19 protein-coding genes, 1 pseudogene and 1 CRISPR repeat array are annotated in these 18,144 nt (G+C 71.5%); of the genes and pseudogenes, 14 read left to right on the forward strand and 6 right to left on the reverse strand.

Annotated elements, in window-relative coordinates; all coding sequences use genetic code 11:
• The first annotated feature begins 432 nt into the window (after positions 1-432).
• Entirely contained in the window at positions 433-1,761 is a 1,329-nt protein-coding gene (locus ACFRMQ_RS22365; protein WP_380732300.1) for a HEAT repeat domain-containing protein, read from the forward strand.
• A gap of 114 nt (positions 1,762-1,875) precedes the next feature.
• Positions 1,876-2,513: a CRISPR direct-repeat array (repeat unit 29 nt; unit sequence CGGCTGACCCCCGCAGGTGCGGGGAGGAC).
• A gap of 194 nt (positions 2,514-2,707) precedes the next feature.
• Here the strand turns inward: ACFRMQ_RS22365 and ACFRMQ_RS22370 are convergent.
• Positions 2,708-3,928 (reverse strand): hypothetical protein, encoded by a 1,221-nt coding sequence (locus tag ACFRMQ_RS22370; RefSeq protein ID WP_380732301.1) that lies wholly within the window; start codon positions 3,926-3,928, stop codon positions 2,708-2,710.
• 269 nt (positions 3,929-4,197) lie between these two features.
• On the opposite strand from ACFRMQ_RS22370, the gene ACFRMQ_RS22375 reads away from it, so the two are divergent.
• Positions 4,198-4,821 (forward strand): SMI1/KNR4 family protein, encoded by a 624-nt coding sequence (locus ACFRMQ_RS22375; protein ID WP_380732303.1) that lies wholly within the window; start codon positions 4,198-4,200, stop codon positions 4,819-4,821.
• On the opposite strand, the pseudogene ACFRMQ_RS22380 reads toward ACFRMQ_RS22375, so the two are convergent.
• The 3 genes and pseudogenes from ACFRMQ_RS22380 to ACFRMQ_RS22390 all read right to left on the reverse strand — a co-directional run bounded on the left by ACFRMQ_RS22380 (position 4,805) and on the right by ACFRMQ_RS22390 (position 6,325).
• A pseudogene (locus ACFRMQ_RS22380) lies at positions 4,805-5,711 on the reverse strand (IS5 family transposase). The gene ACFRMQ_RS22375 and the pseudogene ACFRMQ_RS22380 sit on opposite strands and share 17 nt — an antisense overlap.
• A gap of 42 nt (positions 5,712-5,753) precedes the next feature.
• On the reverse strand, positions 5,754-5,972 hold the full coding sequence (locus ACFRMQ_RS22385) for a hypothetical protein (protein WP_380732304.1): 219 nt from the start codon (positions 5,970-5,972) through the stop codon (positions 5,754-5,756).
• Positions 5,972-6,325, reverse strand: coding sequence for a hypothetical protein (locus ACFRMQ_RS22390; RefSeq protein WP_380732305.1), 354 nt, complete (start codon positions 6,323-6,325; stop codon positions 5,972-5,974). The genes ACFRMQ_RS22385 and ACFRMQ_RS22390 overlap by 1 nt, the downstream gene beginning before the upstream one ends.
• Before the next feature lie 105 nt (positions 6,326-6,430).
• Here ACFRMQ_RS22390 and ACFRMQ_RS22395 point away from each other — a divergent pair, with 105 nt between their 5' ends.
• The 7 genes from ACFRMQ_RS22395 (at position 6,431) to ACFRMQ_RS22425 (ending at position 11,840) form a co-directional block, all read left to right on the forward strand.
• The gene (locus tag ACFRMQ_RS22395) at positions 6,431-7,255 is read left to right on the forward strand and encodes a Scr1 family TA system antitoxin-like transcriptional regulator (protein ID WP_380732306.1); all 825 of its coding nucleotides are present in this window, start codon (positions 6,431-6,433) and stop codon (positions 7,253-7,255) included.
• Between the two features lie 3 nt (positions 7,256-7,258).
• Entirely contained in the window at positions 7,259-7,468 is a 210-nt protein-coding gene (locus ACFRMQ_RS22400) for a DUF397 domain-containing protein (protein WP_380732307.1), read from the forward strand.
• A 34-nt stretch (positions 7,469-7,502) separates the two neighbouring features.
• Positions 7,503-7,712, forward strand: coding sequence for a DUF397 domain-containing protein (locus tag ACFRMQ_RS22405; RefSeq protein ID WP_380732308.1), 210 nt, complete (start codon positions 7,503-7,505; stop codon positions 7,710-7,712).
• 125 nt (positions 7,713-7,837) lie between these two features.
• Complete coding sequence (locus ACFRMQ_RS22410) at positions 7,838-8,866, forward strand: phosphotransferase family protein (protein ID WP_380732309.1); 1,029 nt, start codon at positions 7,838-7,840, stop codon at positions 8,864-8,866.
• Positions 8,867-8,871: 5 nt separating this feature from the next.
• Entirely contained in the window at positions 8,872-10,101 is a 1,230-nt protein-coding gene (locus ACFRMQ_RS22415; RefSeq protein ID WP_380732310.1) for an acyl-CoA dehydrogenase family protein, read from the forward strand.
• 82 nt (positions 10,102-10,183) lie between these two features.
• The gene (locus ACFRMQ_RS22420; RefSeq protein ID WP_380732311.1) at positions 10,184-10,408 is read left to right on the forward strand and encodes a hypothetical protein; all 225 of its coding nucleotides are present in this window, start codon (positions 10,184-10,186) and stop codon (positions 10,406-10,408) included.
• 142 nt (positions 10,409-10,550) lie between these two features.
• Positions 10,551-11,840 carry an esterase gene (locus ACFRMQ_RS22425; RefSeq protein ID WP_380732312.1) on the forward strand — a complete coding sequence of 430 codons (1,290 nt, stop codon included), beginning with the start codon at positions 10,551-10,553 and terminating at the stop codon, positions 11,838-11,840.
• Between the two features lie 240 nt (positions 11,841-12,080).
• On the opposite strand, the gene ACFRMQ_RS22430 is transcribed toward ACFRMQ_RS22425, so the two are convergent.
• Positions 12,081-12,494, reverse strand: coding sequence for a winged helix-turn-helix transcriptional regulator (locus ACFRMQ_RS22430; RefSeq protein ID WP_380699285.1), 414 nt, complete (start codon positions 12,492-12,494; stop codon positions 12,081-12,083).
• A gap of 105 nt (positions 12,495-12,599) precedes the next feature.
• Between ACFRMQ_RS22430 and ACFRMQ_RS22435 the strand changes: the two genes are divergently transcribed.
• Positions 12,600-13,493 (forward strand): NAD(P)H-binding protein, encoded by an 894-nt coding sequence (locus ACFRMQ_RS22435; protein ID WP_380732313.1) that lies wholly within the window; start codon positions 12,600-12,602, stop codon positions 13,491-13,493.
• A gap of 105 nt (positions 13,494-13,598) precedes the next feature.
• Here ACFRMQ_RS22435 and ACFRMQ_RS22440 read toward each other — a convergent pair whose 3' ends face one another.
• Positions 13,599-14,357: an SDR family oxidoreductase gene (locus ACFRMQ_RS22440; RefSeq protein WP_380732315.1), complete on the reverse strand. Its 759-nt coding sequence runs from the start codon at positions 14,355-14,357 to the stop codon at positions 13,599-13,601.
• A gap of 212 nt (positions 14,358-14,569) precedes the next feature.
• Between ACFRMQ_RS22440 and ACFRMQ_RS22445 the strand changes: the two genes are divergently transcribed.
• The 4 genes from ACFRMQ_RS22445 (at position 14,570) to ACFRMQ_RS22460 (ending at position 18,131) form a co-directional block, all read left to right on the forward strand.
• The gene (locus ACFRMQ_RS22445) at positions 14,570-15,196 is read left to right on the forward strand and encodes a TetR/AcrR family transcriptional regulator (protein WP_380732316.1); all 627 of its coding nucleotides are present in this window, start codon (positions 14,570-14,572) and stop codon (positions 15,194-15,196) included.
• 497 nt (positions 15,197-15,693) lie between these two features.
• Positions 15,694-15,975, forward strand: coding sequence for an ABC transporter permease (locus ACFRMQ_RS22450; RefSeq protein ID WP_380732317.1), 282 nt, complete (start codon positions 15,694-15,696; stop codon positions 15,973-15,975).
• Positions 15,972-16,742, forward strand: coding sequence for a hypothetical protein (locus ACFRMQ_RS22455; RefSeq protein ID WP_380732318.1), 771 nt, complete (start codon positions 15,972-15,974; stop codon positions 16,740-16,742). Before ACFRMQ_RS22450 ends, ACFRMQ_RS22455 begins: the two co-directional genes overlap by 4 nt.
• 6 nt (positions 16,743-16,748) lie before the next feature.
• Complete coding sequence (locus ACFRMQ_RS22460; RefSeq protein ID WP_380732319.1) at positions 16,749-18,131, forward strand: hypothetical protein; 1,383 nt, start codon at positions 16,749-16,751, stop codon at positions 18,129-18,131.
• Positions 18,132-18,144: the final 13 nt, after the last annotated feature.

The following is an 18,144-nucleotide window of genomic DNA, read 5'->3' on the forward strand; positions in this document are numbered from 1 at the left end:
GGTGCGGGGAGGACGCGCCGGCCCTTGCGGTATGCCGCGCGCTGGTCGGCTGACCCCCGCAGGTGCGGGGAGGACGGACGGCCGTGGCCGGGCGGGTCAGCGCCGGACGGCTGACCCCCGCAGGTGCGGGGAGGACCGGCAACGGGATGTGGTACGCCGCAGCTACTTCGGCTGACCCCCGCAGGTGCGGGGAGGACTCTTTTTGACCTGGGGCGATGCGGCGGGTTTGCCATTTCTTTGCATGGCCCGATGCGCTGTGGCTTCACGTGTCCCGATGCCACAGCGGAGTTGTTGAGGTGTCAAAGGTCGCGTCAATCATTCCACGTGCGGTCACCGCTTGGGTGCCCGAAGGCTTGTCTGGAGGGAGGGCGGCGGCCTTGTCTTCTCCCGGACCGTCGTGGTGTCGGTGGCGTGTGCTTGGGTGTGCGGATCATGAATCGATCTGACGATCTGCTATTCGGCCTTGATGACATCGACTGGGCCGCCCTGGGGCACGCTTACGGGAACGCGGCGGACGTGCCCGGCCCCCTCCGGGCGGTCTGTGGGGCTGACGAGAAGGCGCGTGAGGATGCCTTCCGGAGTTTGTCCGGCAACATCTTTCACCAGGGGACCCGGTACTCGTCCTCCCCGTTCGCGGTGCCGTTCATTGCCCGGATCGCCGTTGACGGCCCGCCGTCCGCGCGGGTGGACGCGCTGTGGTTGCTGACCCGGCTGGCCGTCGACTGGCACGACGCGTACGACCTGCCGCTGGGTATCGACACCGCCGCCTGGCGGGCCGCCGCCGTCCCGCACGAGGAAAGCCTCCGCTGGTATGAGGAACAGCTTGCCGCCGAGACGGACGAGCGGCGTCGCGAGGGGCTCAGCGAGATGCGGGACTACGCGGCGGCCGGTCATCCGATCGACAGCCGCGAGGGCGCGCTGCGTTCCTACGATGCCGTCCGCGCCGAACTGCCCCGGCTGCGCCCGCTCCTGGACGATCCGGACCCGAAGGTCCGCACCCGCTCCGCCTACCTACTGGCCTGGTTCCCCGAAGAGGCCGCCGAGAGCCTGCCGCCGCTCGTCCGCCGCGTTGCGGTCGAGCGGGATCTGAAGGCGGCGGCCACCGTGCTGCTATCCGTCGGGCTGCTCGGGAACCGGAGGCAGGCCGAACTGTTGGTGCCCGGGCTGGACGCGGAGGACCCGCTGATTCGGTGGGCGGCGGCCACGGCCCTGGCGAGGCTGTTTCTGCTCCCGGGCGAGCCGCGGCTCGTCGACGGCCGGTTGCTGGAACGTGTTCTCGCGGAGCTCGTCGCCGCCTCGGCCGCGCCGGTGCCCGAGCCAGGTACCGATCACGACAGTGACGACCTCCATCGGTACACCTCCCGGACCCTCTTCGCACTCAGAGGCCTCGCCCCGGACGACGACCGGCTCCTGACGGGAGTTGCCCACTGCCTCCGGTTCATGGACATCCTTGCCCTCAACGACCTCGCTCCGAGCCTGCTGTGCACCGAGTTCGAGCCGGTCGGGGATGGCGCAGGCGCTGTCGCCTTCGAGGACTTGGCGCCGGCGTTGCAGGGCGCCCTGCGCGCGGTGGCCGAGCGGATTCCCGGCGACTGGTACGACAACTGGCTCACCGGCTCGAAACTGCGGGATGCCCTGGTTGCCCTCGGGCTGCCCGACACTGCCCCCGCGCTGCGCACCTACGCCGGGCTCCCCACCGAGGAGCCCGCACGAGGCGACCTCTACCGCCGCCCCGGCCGGCAGAAGGGTGGGGGAGATTAATCGGGGCCGGGACGGCGGCTCGGCAGATCCGGCCTGTGACGGAACCAAGGGGCTGGATCGCCGCCTGGCTGGCCGTCAGGTGGCAACGAGTGATGATGGTGTTTCCGAGTCAGTCCGGGTGACCCCGCTGGTGCGGGGAGGACGTGCTTGCTTCGGTCCCGTCCGCTCCAGGTCGTGGCTGACCCCCGCTGGTGCGGGGAGGACGACTGGGTCAGCTGGTACAGCGGTCTGGACGCCAGCTGACCCCGCAGGTGTGGGGAGGACCATCCTGACCCGCGTCTCCCCGCACGTCCTGGCGGCTGACCCCCGCAGGTGCGGGGAGGACGCGAGCGCGGTGTTGTTCCGTTCGACCGGATCCGGCTGACCCCCGCAGGTGCGGGGAGGACAGGGGGCTGCGGGCCTTGCGCAGGGCGGCGATCGGCTGACCCCCGCAGGTGCGGGGAGGACCTACGCGAAGGTCCGGTCCTGGCAGACCGGGCCGGCTGACCCCCGCAGGTGCGGGGAGGACCTACGCGAAGGTCCGGTCCTGGCAGACCGGGCCGGCTGACCCCCGCAGGTGCGGGGAGGACCTCGGCCTGCTGCCGGAGTTCGGCCACCTCGGCGGCTGACCCCCGCAGGTGCGGGGAGGACGCCTCCGCGTCGGCCTGGCCCTCCTCGCGGGCCGGCTGACCCCCGCAGGTGCGGGGAGGACGCCCTGGTGCGATGGGGCGCTGGCTTCGACGACGGCTGACCCCCGCAGGTGCGGGGAGGACCCTTCGTGGCCTGGGGCGATGTAGCGGCTTTGCTGTTCTTTGCCAGGGCGCCGCCGTCCAAGTGAGTGGATGGCGGTTGGGAGTTGTTGAGGTGTCAAAGGGCCTGTGCATCGTCCCACATGGCGAAGCGGGTGGTAGCCGAGGTGGGTGTCCGGAAGCCGGCCTCGGCCACCGAAGAGGGCGCGACCGCCCCGCTACTTGGCCAGGCGGGACCAGTCCGCAGGCTGCGCCGGGTCGAGTTGGCGGAGCTTGTCGAGGACCTTCGGGTCCTGGGCGTCGAGCCAGTCGGCGACCTGGCGGAAGGAGACGCAGCGGACGCCGTCGCGCTTGCAGACGGTCTTCATCACGTCCTCGATGGCCTGCATGTAGATGCCGCCGTTCCAGTTCTCGAAGTGGTTGCCGATGAACAGTGGGGCGCGGCTGCCGTTGTAGACGCGTTCGAAGCCGGCGAGGTAGCTGTCGCGGGTTTCCTTCTCCCAGGCGTCGTACTTCTTGGGGTCGCCCTTGGTGCTGTCCCCGGACTGGCCGGCCAGGAAGTTGAAGTCCATCGAGAGGCCCTGGCTGGACTTGCCGGGGTAGGGCAGCATCTGGAGCGGGAAGTTCCAGATGCCGTCCTTCTTGTTCGGCCAGACCTGGAACTCGCCAGGCGAGCTGGCGTCGTAGCGGAAGCCCTTGGCCTTTTCGGCGACCAGCAGGTTCTTCTGGCCCTCCAGGCACGGGGCGCGGCCGCCGACCAGTTCCTTGGTGTAGTCGAAGGGGAGGGGCGGGAGGTCCTTGTTGCCGGTGTTGGTCTTCCAGTTGGTGACGAAGGAGATCGACTGGTCGAGTTCGCTCGTCCACTCGTCCGTGCTCCAGTCGCCGCCGCCCTTGGCGCCGCAGAAGTGCCCGTTGAAGTGGGTGCCGATCTCGTTGCCGTCGAGCCAGGAGAGCCGCAGCTGCTCCAGTGTGTCCTTGATGTGCGGATCGGTGGCGAAGTCGATGGAGGCCTCGCCGGGCTGGTGCTGGGGTGGGTGGTAGAGGCTGCCCTTGGACTTGGGGAGGACGTAGAGGCCGGTCAGGAAGAACGTCATCTGGGCGTTGTTCTCCACTCCGAGCTTGCGGAAGCGGGAGAACTGGCGCTCCTCGCCCTCCAGTGCGCCGTCCCAGGAGAAGACGACGAACTGCGGCGGCTTCTCGCCGGGTTTGAGCTTCTCGGGCTTGGGCGGCTGCTTGGGCTGCGGTCCGGTGTCGGAGGTGGAACCGTCCCCGAGGATCTTGACCTGACCGTCCCAGGTGGGGGCGGGCGGCGGCGGAGCGGGTGCGTCGGCCTGGCCGTCGGCGGCGGGGGCGGCGGAGCTGGTGTCGGCGGCGTTGGTGGGTCTGCTCGATGTGCTGGAGCATCCCGTCGCCAGGGCGGAGGCCCCGAGGACCCCCATTGCCAGCAGGATGGCCGAGCCGCGAGCAGGTCGCACCGGACCCCCATTTCTCTGATCTCTGATCAGGACATGTCCGAAAGATGATCGGTGAATACGATCATCAGAACACTTTTGATCGATGTCTGTCGAGGCGGGGCCGGTGCGGCTGTGGTGGGCGTCGCTTTGGGGTCAACTCCCGTGCACTAGGGCCTGTTTCGGAAGTGGATCAGAGGGCGCGTAGGCTCCCGAGGGGCCCAGCCGCAGTGGCTGGCTCGGGGTTCGGAGGCAGCATGACGGCTTGGGGGAAGGCTCAGGATTCCGGCGGAGGCAGGCGGATCGGGGTCTCACCGGAGGACCGTGTCCGCGCGCTGACCGCAGCAGTTGTCGACGGCACTACGGCGGTGGCGGACCAGGTTCGCGGGCTGTCCGACGATGAGATCCACAGGATTGAGTGTGACCAGTCCGCGCCTCTCGGGGACGCTTATCGTTGCTTTCTGACACTGATCGGCGGCGGTGCCGGACACTTCCTGCAGGGCAGTGATGTCTTCTATCCGGCCGTCATCGGCTTGGGTGAGTCGGCACGAGAACTGCTGGCTGAGAACAACGTCCCCTTCGTTCTCGCCGAGTCGGACCGGGTCATCCTCATGCACCAGGGTTTCCAGTTCGATTTTCTGCGCGGTCCCGGGCCCGATCCCGAGGTGTGGTCGTACTGCGAAGGCGATGGTCCCGGCGATGTGCCCACCTTTAGCTTCACCCGGTTCACCGACTGGCTGCAGGCCCACGTCACACAGCAGACCGAGGCGTGGGCGCGACTCGTCCCGTGGTGCGAGGCTGAGAAGCAGAAGAAGCCGGGCGACCGGCGCGTGTACTTCAGTCGTCGCCATCCGGACGGCAGCGTCACCGACGAGCTTTGACAGTGGAGGCCTTATGCCACAGCCACTCGTTGATGACGGCGATGGTGACGGTGGCCTCGTAGCGGACGGCGAGCTTGTCGTACCTCGTGGCCACTGCCCGGTGCCGCTTGAGGCGATTGATTCCGCACTCCACCGCGCGGCGCTCGCGGTAGTCGGTCTTGTCGAACTTCGGCGGACGGCCGCCGTGGGCGCCCAGCCTCTTGCGGTTGCGGATCTGGTCGGACTTCTCCGGAATCGTGCAGCGGATCCCACGTTTGCGCAGGTAGTCGAGGTTGGCTCGGGATCCATAGGCCTTGTCGGCCCGCACCCGGTCGGGGCGGCAGCGCGGCCGGCCGACGCCTACGCGGGGCACCCGGATGCGCTCCAGGACCGGCTGGAACTCGGGGCTATCGTGCCGCTGGCCGGCGGTGACGAGGAAGGACAGCGGCTTCTGCCCGTGCTCGACCGCCATGTGCACCTTCGTGGTCAGACCACCTCGTGAGCGTCCGAGTCCGTGGTCGGCGGGTCCGACCGCGACTCCGCCTGGTTTGTCCCGTTGAAGATCCCCCTTTTCCGCGCGCCGGCCGCATGCCGATGCGCCCGCGCGACCGTGGAGTCCGCGCTCACATCCCAGGTGATCAAGCCCTTCGCGTCAGCCTCGGCCTGCAACTGGGTGAGGATCCGACTCCACGTCCCGTCGCGCTGCCAGCGACGGAAAGACCGTAGACGGTCTCCCACTCTCCATAGCACGCGGGAACATCGCGCCAGGGCGCACCGGTCCGCGTCCGCCAGCGTATGCCGTTGATCAACTGCCGCTTGGACCAGACCGGAGGCCGCCCCGGCTTCTTGCCCATCGGCAACAATGGCTCCAGCCTGGCCCATTGCTCGCTCGTCAGATCTTCACGCCCCACGAGTGGACCATGGCAGACCTTGATCCACTTATGAAACAGACCCTAGAAGGATTCTGGCGGCGAGGAGTGAAGGAGTCGGTGGAACGCTCGGGCGGCGTCGACGGTGTACCAGCGCTCGATGCGCTCCGGGGCTCGGGCAACGCGCAGGTAGTCGTGACGTTCGCGGTCCCAGATGCCCCAGCACTCCAGCAGGCGGAAGTGCGGGCTCCTGGAGTCGATCAGGTGGACCTCGAACCTGTCGTCGGTGGCGGCGTCGGGCATCACGCGCACCGCCAGGCCGTCGCCACCTGGATGAAGGCGGAGGCCTTCTCCACGCGCTTGGCGAAGTCGTTGAACTCGCCGTCGATGGGGGAGATGGTCGCCTTGCTCGGGACGAGGATCGCGCCGGCCTGACGGTCCTGGAGGCGCTGGAGGGCGGCCCGGAGCATCGGGCGCCGCTCGGGCTCGGCGCGCGTGGTCTCGTCGTCCACGACGATCAGGTCGATGCCCCAGTCGAAGGCCTTGGCGTAGGCCTCGCAGGTGCGCAACTCGCGCTCGGGGAAGTGGGAGTGGGTCTTGGCCAGGTACATCACGACCTGGAGGCGGTCGACGGCCTCGATCCGGCGGGCGTTCATGCCTGCTCCTCTCCGTAATGAAACGGCTACCAGGGGTGCTCACTGTGCTCTAGGCTTGGGAGTCGTTCAACTTGTCTGCATCCCAAGTGGAATTGGATGTGAGCCATGAATCGCAGGGAGCTCGACCCGACGGCATCCCCTCGCGAGGCCTTCGGCGCACTGCTTCGCAGCTCGCGCGAGGCGTTGGGCTGGACGCAGGAGGAGCTGGCCGAAGTCAGCGGGTACTCGGACAGCTACATCTCGGCGGTGGAGACGGGCCGCAAATCCACCAGCCTCGTGTTCGTCAGGGCCATGGACAAGGCGCTCGGGACGGGGCAGACGCTGGAGTTGATGTGGGTCGGGATGAGGCGCAGGGGATTCCTGGAGGGTTTCCCGGAGCATGCTGCGCAAGAGGCGCGTGCGGCCGAGATCAGGATCTTCGAGCCGAACCTCATCCCTGGGCTGTTCCAGACCAAGGACTATGCCTTGGCGCGAGAAGCGGCGGCAGTTCAACGAGGCCGGAGCACGCCGGATCAGGCCGAGGAGCGGGTGAGGTTCCTCATGGCACGACAGCGGCTCCTCAAGCGCGCCGAGCCGCCAATCATCCATGCGGTGATAGATGAGAGCGGCATCCGGCGGCCGGTGGGTGGCGCCGCCGTCATGCGCGCGCAGCTTGAGCATCTCGCTGAGATCGCGACGAGGCCTCATGTGATCTTCCAGATCGCCCCGTTCAGCCTGGCGGAGCATGCCCCGTTCCGATCTGTGGTCACCTTGCTGACCTTTGCCGACCGTTCAGTGGTCGGCTATACGGAAGGTGCGGATCAGGGCCGCGTAGTGCGGGACGACAGGACTGTCCGGGCGTGGGAGAGGGACTACGATCGCTTTCGGGTGGAAGCGCTGGCCCGAACTGCGTCCCTCGACCTGACCCACAAGGCCAGAAAGGAACTCTGACCCATGAGTCGCCCCGACCTGTCCCGTGCTTGCTGGTTCAAGTCGTCCTACTCCGACAACGGCGGTACTTGCGTCGAGGTTTCGGCGGACTATCCCGGTGTGATCCCCGTTCGTGACTCGAAGGACCCCGAGGGCCCGGCGCTCGTCTTTCCGGCGGATGCGTGGCAGTCCTTCGTTGCGGCCGTGGTTGCCGGTGACCTTGGCGCCATCTGAGCAGGTTTCGAAGAACGGGAAGGAACTCTGACTCATGAGTCACTTCGACCTGTCCCGTGCTTGCTGGTTCAAGTCGTCGCACTCTGGCAACGGCGGTTCCTGCGTCGAGGTTTCGGCGGACTATCCCGGTGTGATCCCCGTTCGTGACTCGAAGGACCCCGAGGGCCCGGCGCTCGTCTTCCCCGCCGCCGCATGGCGGTCCTTCGTCGCCGCCACCGTCGCCGGCGAGTTCGGCTCCATCTGATCCACGACCTTCCCCGAGAACCCCCGCGCCGCGTCCGGCTCGGGGGTTCTCGGCATTGACACGGACGCCCCGCCACTGAATGCTAAGCAAGCGCTTAGTCATCCCTGACGCCAAGGAGCCGCCCGATGGCCGAGACCCCCGTCGACCCGCCCGGCCTGGATCTGGCCCGCCTCCGATCCCACCTCGCCCGCGAGCTGCCCGACACCCTCCACGGCCCACTGCGAGCCGACCTCATCGAGGGCGGCCGCTCCAACCTCACCTACGTCCTCACCGACGGCGCCTCCCGCTGGGTGCTGCGCCGCCCGCCGCTCGGCCACGTCCTCGCCACCGCCCACGACATGGGCCGCGAGTACCGGGTGATGACCGCGCTGCGCGACACCGGCGTCCCCGTACCCCGCACCCTCCTGCTCGACCCCACCGAGGACACCCTCGGCGCCCCCTGGTACCTCATGGAGTACGTCCCCGGGACTGCTCACCGGGACTCCGCCCCGCTCGCGGCCCTCGGCGAACCCCGGGTGCGCGCGCTCGGCGACCGGCTGGTCGAGACCCTCGCCACCCTGCACCGGATCGACCCGGCCGACGTCGGCCTCGCGGACTTCGGCCACCCGGACGGCTACCTGGAGCGCCAGCTGCGCCGCTGGTCCAAGCAGCTCGCCGCCTCCCGCAGTCGCGACCTGCCCGACCTCGACCGGCTGCACGCCCTGCTCGCCGAGCGCCTTCCGGACTCGCCCGCGCCCGCCCTCGTCCACGGTGACTACCGCCTCGACAACGTCCTCGTCGACGACCGCGACGCCATCACCGCCGTCCTGGACTGGGAGATGTCCACCCTCGGCGACCCGCTCACCGACATCGGCCTCCTGGTGATGTACACCGAACTGGCCGGCGTCGGCGGCGGCATCATCCCCTCCGCCATGACCGCCCCCGGCTTCCCCAAGGCGGACGAGATCGTCGCGCGCTACGCCGAACTGACCGGCCGCCAGGCCGCCGACCTCGACTGGTACGTCGCCTTCGCCTCCTTCAAGCTCGCCGCCGTCGCCGAGGGCATCCACTTCCGCTTCCAGCAGGGCCGCACCCTGGGCGCCGGCTTCGACCGCGCGGGCGAGATGGCCCCGATCCTCGCCCGGCACGGCCTGGGCACCCTCAAGGAGAACTGAGACCGATGGACTTCGCCTACGACGCCCGGACGAACGAACTGCGCGAGCAGCTGCTCGCCTTCATGGACGAGCACGTCCACCCCGCCGAGCCCGTCCTCGCCGCCCAGCTCGCCGACCCGGCCCGCGACCGCTGGACCATCCCCCCGGTCGTCGCCGACCTCCAGGCGCAGGCGCGCAAGCAGGGCCTGTGGAACCTGTTCTTGACGGGCGAGCACGGCGTCCCCGGCGAGCGCGGCGCCGGGCTGACCAATCTCCAGTACGCGCCGCTCGCCGAAATCACGGGCCGCAGCATCCAGTTGGCCCCGCCCGCGCTCAACTGCGCGGCCCCCGACACTGGGAACATGGAGCTGCTCGCCCAGTTCGGCACCGCCGAGCAGCGCGAGCGCTGGCTGCGCCCCCTGCTGGACGCCGAGATCCGCTCCGCCTTCGCGATGACCGAGCCCGAGGTCGCCTCCTCGGACGCCACCAACATCGCCACCCGGATCGAGCGGCACGGCGACGAGTACGTGATCAACGGGCGCAAGTGGTACATCACCGGCGCGATGAACCCGGACTGCAGGATCCTCATCGTGATGGGCAAGACCGACCCGTCCGCCGAGCCGCACCGCCGGCAGTCCATGCTGCTCGTCCCGCGCGACACCCCGGGGGTGACCGTCCGGCGCGGCATGACGGTATTCGGCTACGACGACGCCGACCACGGCGGCCACGCCGAAGTGCTGTTCGAGGACGTCCGCGTCCCGGTGGAGAACCTGATCGGCGAGGAGGGTACGGGCTTCGCCATCGCCCAGGCCCGGCTCGGGCCCGGCCGGATCCACCACTGCATGCGCGCCATCGGCCTGGCCGAGCGGGCGCTGGAGCTGATGTGCCGCCGGGCCAACGAGCGGGTCGCGTTCGGGAAGCCGCTGGCCGAGCAGGGCGTGGTGCAGGACTGGATCGCGGAGTCCCGGGTGCGGATCGAGCAGCTGCGGCTGCTGGTGCTGAAGACCGCCTGGTTGATGGACACCGTCGGCAACAAGGGCGCGCACACCGAGATCCAGGCGATCAAGATCGCCACCCCGCGAACCGTCGAGTGGATCCTGGACAAGGCCGTCCAGACGTACGGCGCGGCCGGCGTCAGCCAGGACACCCCGCTCGCCCAGCTCTGGGCCGGCAACCGCACCCTGCGGCTGGCCGACGGCCCGGACGAGGTGCACAAGCGCTCGCTGGCGCGGCGTGAGCTGAGGAAGTTCCGTTAGGCGCTGTCCGGACGAGGTCCAGGAAGACGGAGGCTCGCCCGCCCCCTTGACCGGGGCGACGCGCCTGCGGGAGTTTGCTGCCATGCGACTGCACTTCATCGGCGCCGACCCGCTGGGCGGCCCGGCCATGGTCTGGGTCAACCTGGACACGGGCGGCATCATCGTCAAAGGCCTCAAGGCCCTCCCCGAGGACCTGCGTGCCGCCCCGTTGCCCGGCACCGAGGCCATCGAGCTGCCGGACCGCATGAAGCCGATCCTCCTGGAGGCGGCCGAGTTCTCCCGGTCGCTCGGGCTGGACCCGGACTGACCGGCCCGCACGGGCCCTCCGACCCGTAAGGGTGTCATACCCGGATATTCAGGGGCCGGTTGGCTCCCTGGTAGGACGGCCGCGGCCCGTCCCCGCCCGTAGTGTCCTGCGTGTTCGATCGATCGGAACACGGAGGACGACCATGGGCAATCCGGGACGGGCCGCGGCGGCGGTCCTGCTGGCGGCGGCGACGGCACTGGGCGCGATCGGCTCGGTCGGCGCGCCCGGGGCGGTCGCGGCGGGGCCGGGGGACGCGGGCCCCGGGCGGCAGGCGCGGGCCTGGCTGCCGGAGCCCAGCGGGCCGTACCCGATCGGCACCACCGCGCTGCACCTCACCGACGCCGGACGGGAGGACCCGTGGCGGCCCGGGCAGCGCCGTGAGCTGATGATCAGCCTCTGGTACCCGACCTCCCACCCGGCCGCCGGCCGGGAACGCGCCCCCTACATGGAGCCCGCCGCCGGGGCGCACTTCGACGGCCCGGACGGCGTCGGCCTGCGCAACTACGGCACCGAGCCCGGCCGCACCGACTGGTCGGCCATCCGCACCCACGCCCGCAAGGACGCCCCGGCGCTGTCCGGCGGCCCGCGTCCGGTCGTGCTGTACTCGCCCGGCCTCGGCGACCCGCGCACCTGGGGGACGGCGCTGGTCGAGGACCTCGCCTCGCGCGGCTACCTGGTCGTCACCGTCGATCACACCTACGAGGCCTCCGAAGTCGCCTTTCCCGGCGGTGACTTGGCGACTTCGGTGTTCCCCGGCATGATCGGCGAGCCCGGCCTGGACATCGGCGCGGTGCTGCGCAAGGCGCTGGACGCCCGGGTGGCCGACACCCGCTTCGTGCTGGACCAGCTCGCCCGGCTCGGCGAACGGACAGGCCTGCCAGCCGGGTTGGCCGGGTCGCTCGACCTCGGGCGGATCGGCATGGTCGGCCAGTCGGCGGGCGGCTTCACCGCCCTCCAGGCCATGCACGACGACCCGCGGATCGCGGCCGGCATCAACATGGACGGGCAGATGCACTTCCCAGGGCCGGACGGCCACGAGGGCGTCTTCCTGCCCACCGTCGCCGAGGACGGACTGAACCGGCCGTTCCTGCTGATGGGCTCCGGGAGCGAGGGCTCCGGCAACTACCGCGACCAGCCCGGCTGGAAGGCCCTGTGGCAGCACAGCACCGGCTGGCACGCCGACGTCACCCTCACCGGCTCCCGTCACGGCTCGTACACCGACGCCCAGTCGCTGCTGCCGCAGCTCGCCCGGCAGGGGGTGCTCAGCACGGATCGACTGCGCCAGGACGTCGGCGACATCCGCCCGGGCCGGGCCGAACTCGCCACCCGCTCGTACGTCGCGTCCTTCTTCGACCGCTGGCTGCGCGACCAGGACGACCACCTGCTGGACGGGCCCTCGGCGCGCTTCCCGGAGATGGCCTACGAGCGGTAGCGCCGACGGCGGTAGCGTGGCGGTCGCCGTCCGTGGCGGGGAAAGAACCGATCCCGCACGGGCATCGGCACCGTGGACCCGTCCTGATCGCCGGTCCGGGCGGCACGTGGCGGGGCGGCGAAGGGGCCCGGCGGGCGTGGTCGGCCCGCCCGGGAGCGGCTGTGGCGGTGCGTCCGGACCGCGCGCGGGCGGTGGGAGGCCAAGCAGCAGCCGCCGGGCCCGGGCCCCGGACGCCGGGCCCTAGCGGATCTCGGAGCCCGGGTTGGCCGCGTCCCACCGCTGCCGGGAGTCGACGATGGCGTCGTGGTGGTCGTACGACCAGTCCGTCATCGCCCGCACCAGGTGGGTCAGGCTGTGGCCGAGCGGGGTCAACTCGTACTCCACCTGCGGCGGGACGGTGGGGTGGACGGTCCGCGAGACCACGCCGTCCCGCTCCAAACGGCGCACGGTCAGCGTCAGCATCCGCTGGGAGATGCCCGGCAGCGCGCGCTGCAACTCGCGGAACCGCCGCACGCCCTGGGCGAGTTCGACGACGGCGAGGACGGACCACTTGTCGCCGAGGCGGTCCAGCAGGTCGCGGATCCCGCAGTCCACGCCGTCCTCGCACCAGACCACCGGGCGGGGGGTGGTTACCGCGGTGTGCCCTGCTGACATGAAAGTGCCTCCTTACGCCGGACGCCCAGGCTATCGAGGATGGTCACGTCGCCGACGACCGATCGCGTCCGCCGATCACCCGTCGATCATCCCTGGAGGAACCCCATGCTGCTCGTCACCGGTGTCAACGGAGGACTGGGCGCGCTCGTGCTGGAGCGGCTCGCCGGACGCGAGGGCGTGGTGGCCGGCTCGCGCACCCCGGACCGCGTCCCCGCCACGGCATCGTCCGGAACGCCGTCCGGAACGCCGTCCGGAACGCCGTCCGGAACGCCGTCCGGAACGTCGGCCGGAACACCCGCCCGGCTGGTGGACTTCGACCGCCCGCGGACGCTGGCGGAGGCCTTCGCCGGTGTGCGCACCCTGCTGCTGATCTCGGCCGGCGCCGCCGAGGACGACGTGGTGATCGCCCGGCACGGCGCCGCGATCGAGGCGGCCGAGCGGGCCGGCGTCCGGCACGTGATCTACACCAGCCTCTCCGGCGACGGCGACCACCTGCCCTATGCCCTCGCCCACCGGTGGACCGAGCGCCGGCTGCGCGAGTCCGCGACCCTGCGCTGGACGGTGCTGCGCAACGGCCTGTACGCCGAGTTCCTCGGGACGATCGCCGCGCCCGGCCCGGACGGAGTGATCGGCGCCCCGCTCGGCGACGGGAAGCTCGCCGCAGTGGCCCGGGCGGACCTCGCCGAGGTGGCGGTGAACGTCGCCCTGGACCCGGGGGCCCACGCGGGCCGGACCTACGAGCTGGTGGGGGAGCGGGCGTTGGGCGGGGCGGAGGTGGCCGAGGCGCTCGGCGCCGAGTACCGGCCGGGCCGCCTGGCCGACGCCCGGACGGTGGCGGCGGCCTCGGACGCGCTGGACGTCCAGGTGCCGATGCTGGTGGGCACCTACTCGGCCATCGCCCACGGTTTCCTGGCCGGCCCGGGCGGGCCGGGCGACCTCGCCACTCTGCTCGGCCGCGCGCCGCGCCCGGCCCTGGAGGTCATCGCCGAGGGGCGCTGAGCACGCCCTGCGGGGTCCAGCCGCTCGGGTTTCGGCTGCTCAGGGTCCAGCCGCTCGGGGTTCGGCTGCGCGGGGTTCAGCCGCGCGAGGCCGTCCGCCCGGCGGTCACAGGCCGCCGCCGAGGGTCACCCCGCCGTCCAGGACCAGGGTCTGGCCGGTGACCCAGCCGGCGTCCGGGGAGAGCAGGAAGGCGACGGCGCCGGCGATGTCCTCGGGGACGCCGAGGCGGCCGAGCGGGTAGGCCTTGGCGACCTTCTCCTCGCGGCCCTCGTACAGGGCCTCGGCGAACTTGGTCTTCACCACGGCGGGGGCGACGGCGTTGACCCGGATGCCCTGGGGGCCCAGCTCGGCGGCGAGTTCGGTGGTGAGCCGGATCAGCGCGGCCTTGCTCACGCCGTACATGCCGATGCCGAGCGAGGAACGGATGCCCGCCACGGAGGCGACGTTGACGACCGAGCCGCCGTGCTCGCCCATCCAGGCGGCGTGCGCGCGGCGGGTCCAGGCCAGCGGGGCCAGCACGTTCACGGCGAGGATCTTGGCGGCGGCGGCCTCGTCGGTCTCCAGGACCGGCCCGTGCACCGGGTTGATGCCGGTGTTGTTGACCAGGTGGTCGAGCCGGCCGAAGGCCTCCAGGGTGCGGGCGATTGCCTCCTCCTGGTGCGCCGGGTCGTCGGCCTTGCCCGCGACGGCGATCGCGTGGTCCGGGCCGCCCAGGTCGCGGACGGCCTCGGCGAGCGGCTCCGGGCTGCGGGCGGTGAGGCAGACCTGGGCCCCGCTGTCGACCAGCTCGCGCGCGATGCCGAGGCCGATGCCCCGGCTCGATCCGGTGACGACGGCCACCCGGCCCTTGAAGGAGTGCACCACGGATCGTCCTGCCTTTCGTGCGGGGATCGCCGCCAGCCGATGACTAAGCGCTTGCTCAGCATGCTGTCGGTGCGGGAGCCTGTCAACAGCCCGACCGTCTCGGCCGCCCGTCGAACGCGCGCCCGCCCGCCTCGGCGGTTGGTCGAACGCGCGCTCGTCCGCGAGACGGACGGGCGGGAAAGCCTGTACGAGTTCTCTGGGAGGATGACGCCATGACCAGCACCCCGCTCGCCGACCTCTGGCCGCCCCTGCCCGGCGCCGACACCCGCCCCGAAGCGGCGTACCGGCTGCTCCAGGCCGCCGCCGAGTCGTTCGCGGAGCGCGGCTTCCACGCCACCACCACCCGGGACATCGCCACCGCGGCGGGGATGAGCCCGGCCGCCCTGTACATCCACTACCAGTCGAAGGCCGCGCTGCTCGCCGAGATCAGCCGGGCCGGGCACACCGCCACGCTGGCCCTGGTGCGCGACGCGGCGGCCGGACCGGGCGGCCCGGCCGAGCGGATGCGCCGGCTGGTCGAGCAGTTCACCGCCTGGCACGCCCGGGCCCGCACCGTCGGCCGGGTGGTCAACTACGAGCTGCACGCGCTGCCCGAGGACGCCTACGCGGTCGTCGCGGCGCTGCGCCTGGACATCGAGCGCGAGGTCAGCGCGCTGATCGAGGAGGGCGCGGCGGCCGGGGAGTTCCAGGTGCCCGAGGTGCGGACGGCGGCCCGGGCGGTCACCTCGCTGGGCATCGACGTCTCCCGTTGGTACACCGGCAACTCCACCGAGGCGCCCGAGGAACTCGGCCGCCGCTACGGGGAGTTGGTGCTGCGGATGCTGGGCGCCCGGGTCTGAGGCCGGGAGCCGCCCGCCCCGCTCTTGACCTGCTCGCGGGGTGCGCGCAGACTCGTATACGAAGTACGTGTCCTTCGTACGTGTGCCTCGTACGCATGCGGTGCCGGGTTCCCGGCGCCACCCGGCCCGGACAGACGGACGGACCCCCGCGCGGCCCCGCGCCGCGCACCCCAGCAGCCCCCTCCCGCGGTGGCCACACCCCCGACCGGCGGCGCCGACGGGAGCAGACCCCGACCCGGTCCGGTCCGGCCGGCCGCGCCAGTGGGCCCGTGCGGCCCGGTGGCGCGGGGACGGCGCGCCAGGCGCGCCGGGCGCGGCCCGGGCGGAGGGAGAGGGGAGGCGCAGCGATGCCTTCCCGGCAAGCCGAACCCGGCCGACGACCGAGCCCCGACGTACCGCCGAGCCCCGACCGCCGACCGAACCTCGACCGGCGATCGAGCCCCGACGTACCACCGAGCCCCGACGTACCGCTGAGCCCCGACCGGCGGTCGAGCCCGGTGCGTCCCCGCTTCTGGCTGGAGACGGCCCTCGGCGGGCTGTCCGGGCTCCTGCTCCTGCTCACCCTTCTGTGGCCGCAGTGGATCGAGACGCTGCTCGGCCTCGACCCGGACGCCGGCAGCGGCACGGTGGAATGGCTGGTGGTCGCACTGGCGGCCGCCGTCACCGCCGCGTGCGCGCTCGGCGCGCGGTTCGAGTGGAGCCGGGAGTGCCCGGCCCCGGCCCTGAGGCCCGGCGCCTCGGCACTCGGGCCCGATGACCGGACCGGAGGCCCGTCATGACCGACACCGCACCCGCCGCCACGCCCCGGCTGACCGACCTCGTCCGGAGTGCGCCGCTGAGCTTCCTGGGCACCGTCACCCGGGTCGGCGGGACCTCGCTCGCCGCCGTCCCGGCCGAGGCCAGGAACGAACGGACGGCCGTGGTCCGGGTGGACCAGGTGCTGCACGCTCCCGACGCCTTCCGGCAGCTCGGCGGCAGCGAGGTGACCGTCCAACTGGCCGCCGCCGACGACCTGTTGAAGGTCGGCGACACGGCCGCCTTCTTCACCCGGGGGATGGTCTACGGGGAGGGCCTGGGCGTCACCGAGGTCGGCCGGCTGCCGGCCGACGCCGTGCGTCCGCACGTCTCGCTCGCCGCCACCACCGCCGACGAGCTGCCGTTCTCCTCGGTGCAGCGGGAGATCCGCGACCAGGACCTGGCCGCGCACGCCGGCACGGCGGACGCCGTCGTCGTCGCCTCCGTGGCCGGCCTGGAGGACCTCGGGCTGGCCGAGTACTCCGAGCACGCTCCGCACTGGTGGCGCGCCACGCTCGACGTCTCGCACGTCGAGTCCGGCGGGATCACCCCCGGACGGACCACCGTCCTCTACCCGAGCAGCGGGGACGTCCGCTGGAGCCGGGTGCCCAAACCGGTGCCGGGACAGCTGGGCCTGTGGCTGCTGCACGCCAACGAGGGCGACCTGGCGGCCCAGGCGCCGTACCGGCTGCTCGACCCCGACGACTACCAGCCGGCGCAGAAGCTCGCCGTGCTGCGGGAACGGAGGTGACCGGCCATGCCCACCATCAAGGTCGTCGACATCACCCCCAGGGCGCTGAGCGGCGACACCAACCTGGACAGTGAGCCCAACCTCGCGGTCAACCCGGAGAACCCGGCCGAACTGGTCGCGACCGCCTTCACCCCCGACCCGATGAACGGGCCGCTGGCCCCCGTCTACGTCTCGACGGACGGCGGGGACACCTGGGTGCTGAACAGCGTCGTCCCCGGCAACGGACAGCTCGGCACCGGGGACATCAGCGTCGGCTTCGGCGGGCAGGGAGGCCGCCTCTACACGGGCATCCTCAACGGCACGACCGGGGACCTGCAGATCCTGCGCGCGCCGGCCGTCACCACGAGCACACCGATGTCCGTACTCGTCGACCGGAGCGGCGAGGACCAGCCGTGGGTGGTCGCCACCACCGTCACGGCGAACGGCCTCAGCACCGACCGGGTGTACATCGGCAACAACGACGTCGCGTTGCAGCCGGGCGCCAGCGCCACCGTGGACGTCTCGGCCGACGCCGGCACCGGGCCCGCGCCCGCCGGGTTCGCGCCCGTGCGGCTCGACCGGCGGGCCGGCACGCTCTTCGACGGGCCGCCGGTGCGGATCGCCGCGCACCCGGACAACACGGTCTACATCGCGTTCATGAGCGTCACCGCCACCGGCCCGGCGGCCCGGATGACCTTCGACGTCGTGGTGACCCGCGACGACAAGGGAGGCATCGGGCCGGCCCCCTTCGAGGACCTCCTCGACTCGGCCGACGGCACGGCCGGCCAGCGCGCCGTCACCGCCCGGAAGGTCCGGTTCGACCCGCAACTGCGCACCCTCGGCCAGGAACGCACCGGCGCGGACCTGTCCATCGCGGTGGATCCCACGGACTCCAACAGCGTGTGGATCGCCTACTGCGACAACCTCGGCGGCACCACTCCCACCGACTACGTGCTCCACAGCCTGCACTCGACCGACCGGGGGCAGACCTGGTCGACGGCCCGCGCGGACGTGATCGACGGCAAGAACCCGTCGTTCGCGGTCAACTCCGCCGGTCTGGTCGGGCTGGTCTACCAGCAACTGGTCCACAACCAGTGGTCGACGGTCCTGGAGCTGACCTCCGACGGCTTCGTGACCACCGAGAGCCAGGTGCTGCACCAGGCCCCGGGCAACGTCCCCCCGGCGGGATCGCAGCTGCCGTACCTCGGCGACTACATCCGGATGGTCACGGTCGGGACGGACTTCTACGGCGTCTTCGCCGGCAACAACACCCCGGACCGGGCCAACTTCCCGGTCGGCGTGACGTACCAGCGCAACGCCAACTTCACCACCCACCAGCTGCTCAGCACGGACGGCGTGACCAGGGTGGCGCCGTCCATCGATCCGTTCTTCTTCCACCGGGCCGCCTGATGCCGGGCCGCCC

Source organism: Kitasatospora sp. NPDC056783, from assembly GCF_042789895.1.
In the GTDB taxonomy this organism is placed as follows: domain Bacteria; phylum Actinomycetota; class Actinomycetes; order Streptomycetales; family Streptomycetaceae; genus Kitasatospora.